The sequence below is a fragment of the Dysgonomonas sp. genome (assembly GCF_035323175.1).
Classification (GTDB): Bacteria; Bacteroidota; Bacteroidia; order Bacteroidales; family Dysgonomonadaceae; genus Dysgonomonas.
On the sequence record NZ_DAOKYH010000027.1, the window covers coordinates 21,882 to 28,625 of the forward strand.

4 protein-coding genes are annotated in these 6,744 nt (G+C 36.1%); 2 read left to right on the forward strand and 2 right to left on the reverse strand.

Annotated elements, in window-relative coordinates; translation table 11 throughout:
* Positions 1-338 precede the first annotated feature (338 nt).
* Positions 339-2,294 carry a DNA topoisomerase (ATP-hydrolyzing) subunit B gene (gene gyrB / locus PKC55_RS17150; protein WP_283687749.1) on the reverse strand — a complete coding sequence of 652 codons (1,956 nt, stop codon included), beginning with the start codon at positions 2,292-2,294 and terminating at the stop codon, positions 339-341.
* Positions 2,295-2,547: 253 nt separating this feature from the next.
* Here gyrB and PKC55_RS17155 point away from each other — a divergent pair, with 253 nt between their 5' ends.
* Positions 2,548-4,086 carry a CotH kinase family protein gene (locus PKC55_RS17155; protein WP_291129155.1) on the forward strand — a complete coding sequence of 513 codons (1,539 nt, stop codon included), beginning with the start codon at positions 2,548-2,550 and terminating at the stop codon, positions 4,084-4,086.
* A 79-nt stretch (positions 4,087-4,165) separates the two neighbouring features.
* Here the strand turns inward: PKC55_RS17155 and PKC55_RS17160 are convergent, their stop codons facing one another.
* The gene (locus PKC55_RS17160) at positions 4,166-4,924 is read right to left on the reverse strand and encodes a glycosyltransferase family 2 protein (protein ID WP_291129153.1); all 759 of its coding nucleotides are present in this window, start codon (positions 4,922-4,924) and stop codon (positions 4,166-4,168) included.
* Positions 4,925-5,185: 261 nt separating this feature from the next.
* Between PKC55_RS17160 and PKC55_RS17165 the strand changes: the two genes are divergently transcribed.
* On the forward strand, positions 5,186-6,592 hold the full coding sequence (locus tag PKC55_RS17165; RefSeq protein ID WP_324373601.1) for a prealbumin-like fold domain-containing protein: 1,407 nt from the start codon (positions 5,186-5,188) through the stop codon (positions 6,590-6,592).
* Positions 6,593-6,744 lie beyond the last annotated feature (152 nt).

A 6,744-nucleotide genomic window follows, 5' to 3' on the forward strand; every position in this document is an offset into this window, starting at 1 on the left:
TATAATTCAAAGATAGTTACAAAAATAATTTTCGCTTCATTTTTCGATATAAATCAATAAAAAAATAAGGTGTCTACTTATGACAATACACTAAATGAGATTGTCTTATTTACTAATAACAGAGCTCTTAAACTCTGCAAGGGAAACGATATTTAGTCCTATCGTCTTTTCGGATTTGCAATCCGAAAGCTTTTGTATCAAAGGATTTTAAATCCTACAATAAATATTTTCGGATTGCAAATCCGAAAGAACGAAGATCCGAAAGGACGAAGTAATTATACACAAAGAAGCCGCAATCTGAATCAGATTACGGCTTATTCTATTTTGTAATATCCTACTTATGCATCAATCTTAGCATAAGTTGCATTTTCTTCGATAAACTCACGGCGTGGAGCTACATCTTCACCCATCAGCATGGAGAAAACATGATCGGCTTCAGCAGCGTTTTCGATCGTCACCTGACGCAATGTACGGTGCTCAGGATTCATGGTAGTATCCCAAAGCTGCTCGGCATTCATTTCTCCAAGACCTTTATATCGCTGTGTGTGAATAGCATTTTCGTCACCATCCGCATATTTCTCGATAAATGCACGGCGTTGGCGATCGTCCCAGCAATACTCTTCATTTTTACCCTTGCGGCAAAGATAAAGCGGAGGCGTTGCAATATAGATATACCCTTTCTCCAACAGTGCTTTCATATGGCGGAAGAAGAAAGTAAGAATCAGCGTTGCAATGTGGCTTCCGTCCACATCGGCATCGGTCATGATCACCACTTTTTGATAACGAAGCTTTTGGAGGTTCAACTCTTTAGAGTCTTCGTCCGTTCCTATCGTTACTCCTAGTGCTGTATATATATTTTTTATCTCATCACTTTCGAGAACTTTGTGAGGCATCGCTTTCTCCACATTCAGAATCTTACCCCTAAGAGGAAGAATTGCTTGGAACCCACGGTCACGACCTTGTTTTGCTGTACCACCCGCAGAGTCTCCTTCGACAAGGAAAATCTCACATATCGAAGCATCTTTACTCGAACAGTCAGCCAGTTTTCCCGGTAAACCACCACCTGTAAGCGGAGATTTACGTTGTACCAACTCACGGGCTTTACGAGCCGCAGCACGTGCCGTTGCAGCAAGGATAACTTTTTCTACAATGATTTTCGCTTCTTTCGGATGCTCTTCAAGATAAATACCCAAAGCCTCTCCCACAGCTTGATCAACAGCTCCAATAACCTCATTGTTACCAAGCTTAGTCTTTGTCTGTCCTTCAAACTGAGGCTCAGCAACTTTGATAGAAACAACAGCAGTAAGTCCTTCACGGAAGTCATCACCATTAATTTCCACCTTCACTTTCTCAAGCATCTTCGAGTCATCAGCATACTTCTTCAGCGTACGAGACAACCCACGGCGAAATCCGGTAAGATGTGTACCACCTTCTATTGTATGAATATTATTTACATACGAATATACGTTCTCATTATAAGATGTATTATATGTCATAGCCACTTCTACCGGTACTCCTTGTTTTTCGGTAACAATGTGTATTACATCTTCTATTAATGCTTCTTTAGACGCATCTATATATCGTACAAATTCTTCCAACCCTTTTTCAGAGAAGAAAGTATCTGTCTTGAATGTTCCATCTTGTTTTACCTGACGATGATCGACCAACGATAAACGAACTCCGGCATTAAGAAAAGCCAGTTCGCGAAGACGTGACGCCAATGTATCATATTTGTACTCTGTTACTACAAATATAGAATCATCGGGCTTGAAAGTTATAATTGTACCTGTATGATCTGTAGTTCCTATTTTTTCTACACCAGTCAAGGGTTTTCCACAAGAATATTCTTGTACATATACATTCCCTTGTTTGTGTACTTCGGCTTTTAGGTATGTAGACAATGCGTTGACACAAGACACCCCCACACCGTGAAGACCTCCCGAAACTTTGTAAGTTCCTTTGTCGAATTTACCTCCGGCATGCAAGACTGTAAGAACGACCTCGAGAGCCGATTTTTTCTCTTTAGCCATTATATCCACCGGGATACCACGACCATTATCTTGTACTGTTATCGAATTATCCTCGTGTATAGTGACTTTGATATCATCACAATATCCGGCCAATGCCTCGTCAATAGAGTTGTCTACAACTTCATACACAAGATGGTGTAATCCTTTTTCGCTTATATCACCGATATACATCGCGGGTCTCTTCCTTACAGCTTCAAGGCCTTCCAGCACTTGAATATTTTGTGCGGAATAAGATTCGCTTGCAATTTTTTGGTTCTCAGTCATATTTATATTTTGCTATTAAATAGGCGAATAATCGCCTGAGGTTTTGCGTTTGAAAAATCTAACAAATATACAGATTTTTATCCACATAAGCAAGAATAGAAGCCATCGTTTTGCTTGCTTATAAATAAAGAAAAGAATGAAAAAATTAACAATTTTATTTATATAAAAACATGCAAAAGCCAATAAAATTCTGATTGCTTTTGTTTTCTTTGTATTCTTCGATATGTCCAATAAATAAATTTAACCGAATACGATGAAAAAACAATTCGCATTTCTATTTTTTATTTTAAGCATCCTCTTTTCTATAACAAGTTGCTCTGATAAAGACAATGAAATAGAAGAGACACTCAGTCTATCAAAAAGTCAATTATTTTTTAAAGTTTCAAGTGAAAAACAAAGCATTACGATAAAATCAAACACCAAGTGGGAAATTGACAAGAACATTCCCTTATGGTGCACTGTGAGCCCCATGTCGGGAAAGGGAGATGTAACGATCACTGTAGAAGCCAAAGAAAATGCACAAGAGGTTAGGCTTACAACACAGTTACTTATAAAAACCAAAACAAAAATACAAAAAGTAAGTATACAACAAGAAGCTGCTCCGCCGGCACCTCTCGAAGGGTACTATTTCCCGCTACTGACTATCAATACTAAAAACGGCACACCAATTATATCGAAGGATGACTATATGGACGCAACCATAAAGATAGAATCAAGGGATAATAAAGGGGTTATAAAAGAGAAGCTAATGGAAGCTGACACCGAAATAAAAGGTCGTGGGAACAGTACGTGGGGAATGGAAAAGAAACCTTACAAACTGAAACTAAAAGAATCGGCACAAGTATTGGGCATGCCTAAAAACAAACATTGGGTGCTGCTTGCCAATTACTCGGATAAGACATTGATGCGAAACGAACTGGCGTTCGAAATCAGCCGTCGTATGGGATTTGCCTGGACTCCGCGCATGCAGTATGTGGATGTTGTGCTTAATGGAGAATATATTGGAAATTACATGCTTGGAGAACATATACGCGTAGACAAAAACAGGGTTAATATCCCCGAATTGAAAGCAACAGATACAGATATTACAGGAGGATATCTGCTCGAAATAGATGAGCGAAAAGGAGAACCTGTATGGTTTGAAACACTAGAAGCAAAAATGACATTCTGTGTAAACACGCCGGAAGACATACCCGCTGATCAAAAAGAATATATATCAAGCTATATCCAAAATATAGAAAACATCATATACGGAAAAGATGATGTAAACCCTGTAGAAGAATTACCGAAGTATTTGGATATGCAATCATTCATTGATTATTTATTACTAAACGAATTATCGAAAAACGTTGATGGCAACCTACGCCTAAGTACATTCGTCTATAAAAACAGAGGCGACGATAAGCTATATTTCGGACCGGTATGGGATTATGATATTGCTTTTGGGAATGTAAATTATGACAACTGTGATATGATATCAGAGTGGCACGCACGTACAAGAGCTCCTTGGTATCAACAATTTTTCTCTCATCCCGAATTTGAAAATATGGTAAAAGACAGATGGAACGAATTACGCGGAAATGAATTAAGTGACGCAAATATAAATACGTTTATTGATAACATGGCTGAAAAAATAAATGTATCTCAATATTATAATTTTCAGAAATGGCCAATACTTAATATGCAGGTCTGGCCTAACCCTATCGTAACTGGAAGTTATCAAGGTGAAGTCAATTATCTTAAAACATGGATAAAAAACAGATTAAGTTGGATGGATCCACAGTTAAAGTAATTAATACGGCATATTATAAACTAAAAAAGAGAAGAGGGAATCCCTTTTCTCTTTTTATTAAGTATTGGCTGGTACGTATCTACCATTTTTTCATAAACCTGTTTATGATTTTCTTCAAACTAAGGATGCATTTATATTCCTTGTATTTTTTATCTGATATAAAGCCATATTTATGCTGTATCATATAATAATCGGAATAAAAATCGAAATAAGAAGACGATATGCCACCTAATCTGAAGTTAGAAATCACGACATCCACTTCTTCGAGCTTTACACCTTTACTTACACATCTACAAATAAAGTCATAATCAGCCAAGACCTTTATAGAAAGATCAAATGCTCCGTATTTATTGTAAACTTCTTTAGATACAAAAAATGTAGAGTGAGGCAGTACACTCTCCGATATAAACGAAGCTCCACGGCGTTGTACATTAAAAATCTTATCGTCTTTCCACACGCGCTCTATACCGTATATCATAGAATTGCTCTGATCTACCACTCCGTCAGAAAACTTGTTCCACATAACTTCGAGGGTATTATCCTCATACCAATCATCAGAGTTGGTTATCCCTATCAACTTTCCGCTCGCAAGAGATATTCCTTTATTCATCGCATCATAAACACCTTTGTCGGGTTCACTTACTATGCGTACCGTAACTCCTTTCTTTTCGAAGGCAGGGATATAACTCTCTATTTTATCCAGAGTTTGGTCTTTCGATACCGCATCGATGATAATATATTCAAAGTCAGAGAAGGTTTGTCTTAACAAGGCTTCAATTGTTCCTTGTAATGTATTTTCAGAATTGTATGTTGGTGTTATTATAGATATTCTTGGCATATCTAAATTATTTTATTTAAATCTACGGGCAAAGATACATTTTTTATAAGTGCATTCATTTTTCTATATATAAAAAGAGAATTTGAAATTCTTAAAAAGTCTTTAGCTCCTATTCTTTTAACATTACAGAAAAAACAATTGTGTCACAAAGACGTTTTAAGTATACAATAAGAATATGTTTGTATACATCATGTGGATAATAAATGCTCTATTTATATTTTAAGTTTCAATAGAATTAGCAAACTTGCTAAAACATGAATAATGAAAAACAAATTATTTGTATACACCAGTATACTACTCTTCATTGCCCTGATATCTAAAGCATGCAATGAGAACCAAAATGGAACAGGTACTTGCCTCACAATATCTGCTAAAAATATCAACAACAAATCACTCATAAGTGGTGGACAATATCAGATTCTAAATGTTAATAATCAAGTTGTAGGCACATATACGCTTACATCCGGAACAATGAATATCACAAATCTAGCTATAGGGAAATATGTGATAGAAGAAATAAGTTCTCCCGATAACTATGATGCCAGCCAAAAACGAATAGAAATTATTCTAAAGTACTCTTGTATCGAAGCTACATTCTCGTATATAGATTCTAAATTGAAAGAAATACCGGAAGAGCAGACCTTGCAATTCATAAATTATCAAGGGCTTATAAACTTAGGGGAATATAATGCTGTGCGTATTGGAGAATATTACTGGATCGATAGGAATTTTACTCATACAATAAAAAAAGGTAATGGCTTCGAAAATGACATACCTATCACTCAAAATATCTTAAATAGATATCTTGAACGTGTGCGCATCGATCCCCAATATTATCAATTATCGAATATAACCAATTTTGAAAAATACTATGGAAGATATTACAGCTATCCGAGTATAGAATATATGAATAAGTACTGCTTTATGGCTGACGAGAATGGCAATAAGATTGAAGGTTGGAGATTACCTTTTCCTGCCGATTACAGGCAATTATTTGCTATGTCGCCATTCAACACATCGCATGATGCTACTCATACAAATCTTAACGAAAGAGATGTACGCTTCGCATTAAGTAGCATGAATGGAGAGAATCCGTTAGCCTTTAATATCTATCAAGGGAATAATAGCCCATATAAAGTTTATTGGTTCGAAAAATCAACAAATATATATGGTTTCAATATGATGCCCGGAGGAGCCCGTCTAAATGGAAATGGTAGATGGTGTAATGGCTTGGGGCCTAATGGCGGCTGCTATGATGATGGTCTAAGAGGTGATATCTATCATCTATTATATACTGTATATTTATCTGTACAAAACACAAATAATACTCTTGGGTATGTAGGCATACATGATTATATAACTAGCAAAGAGTATGAATCATATCACTATCTCAATGTACGTTGGTGCAGACCATTAACAGATATAGAGCTAGGATATAAATTGTATATCAATAAGGACAAAACAGACATAAAAAAATTAGGACTTAAAGACTCGCCACCGGAAGGATACACAGAATTACCTCGCGGTTATACTCGTGGATTTTATGTACAATATATATTGAACGATCCTAATACCAAATTAACGGTATCTGATATTATCAACTACGCAAAAAGTGTTCAGGACAATTATATTTACGAAAACCGTAACAATCTGAATGTGATTTTGTAAAAAAGACATATTGTATACATCATATTATCTTTTGTAAACCTAAAAGGAGAGCCTATTATAGGCTCTCCTTTTCTTATTACTGTTTATCCTTTGTATGCTTGGATTGTATAAATAACAAAAGTCCGCATACAATTAGATGTATACGGACTTTG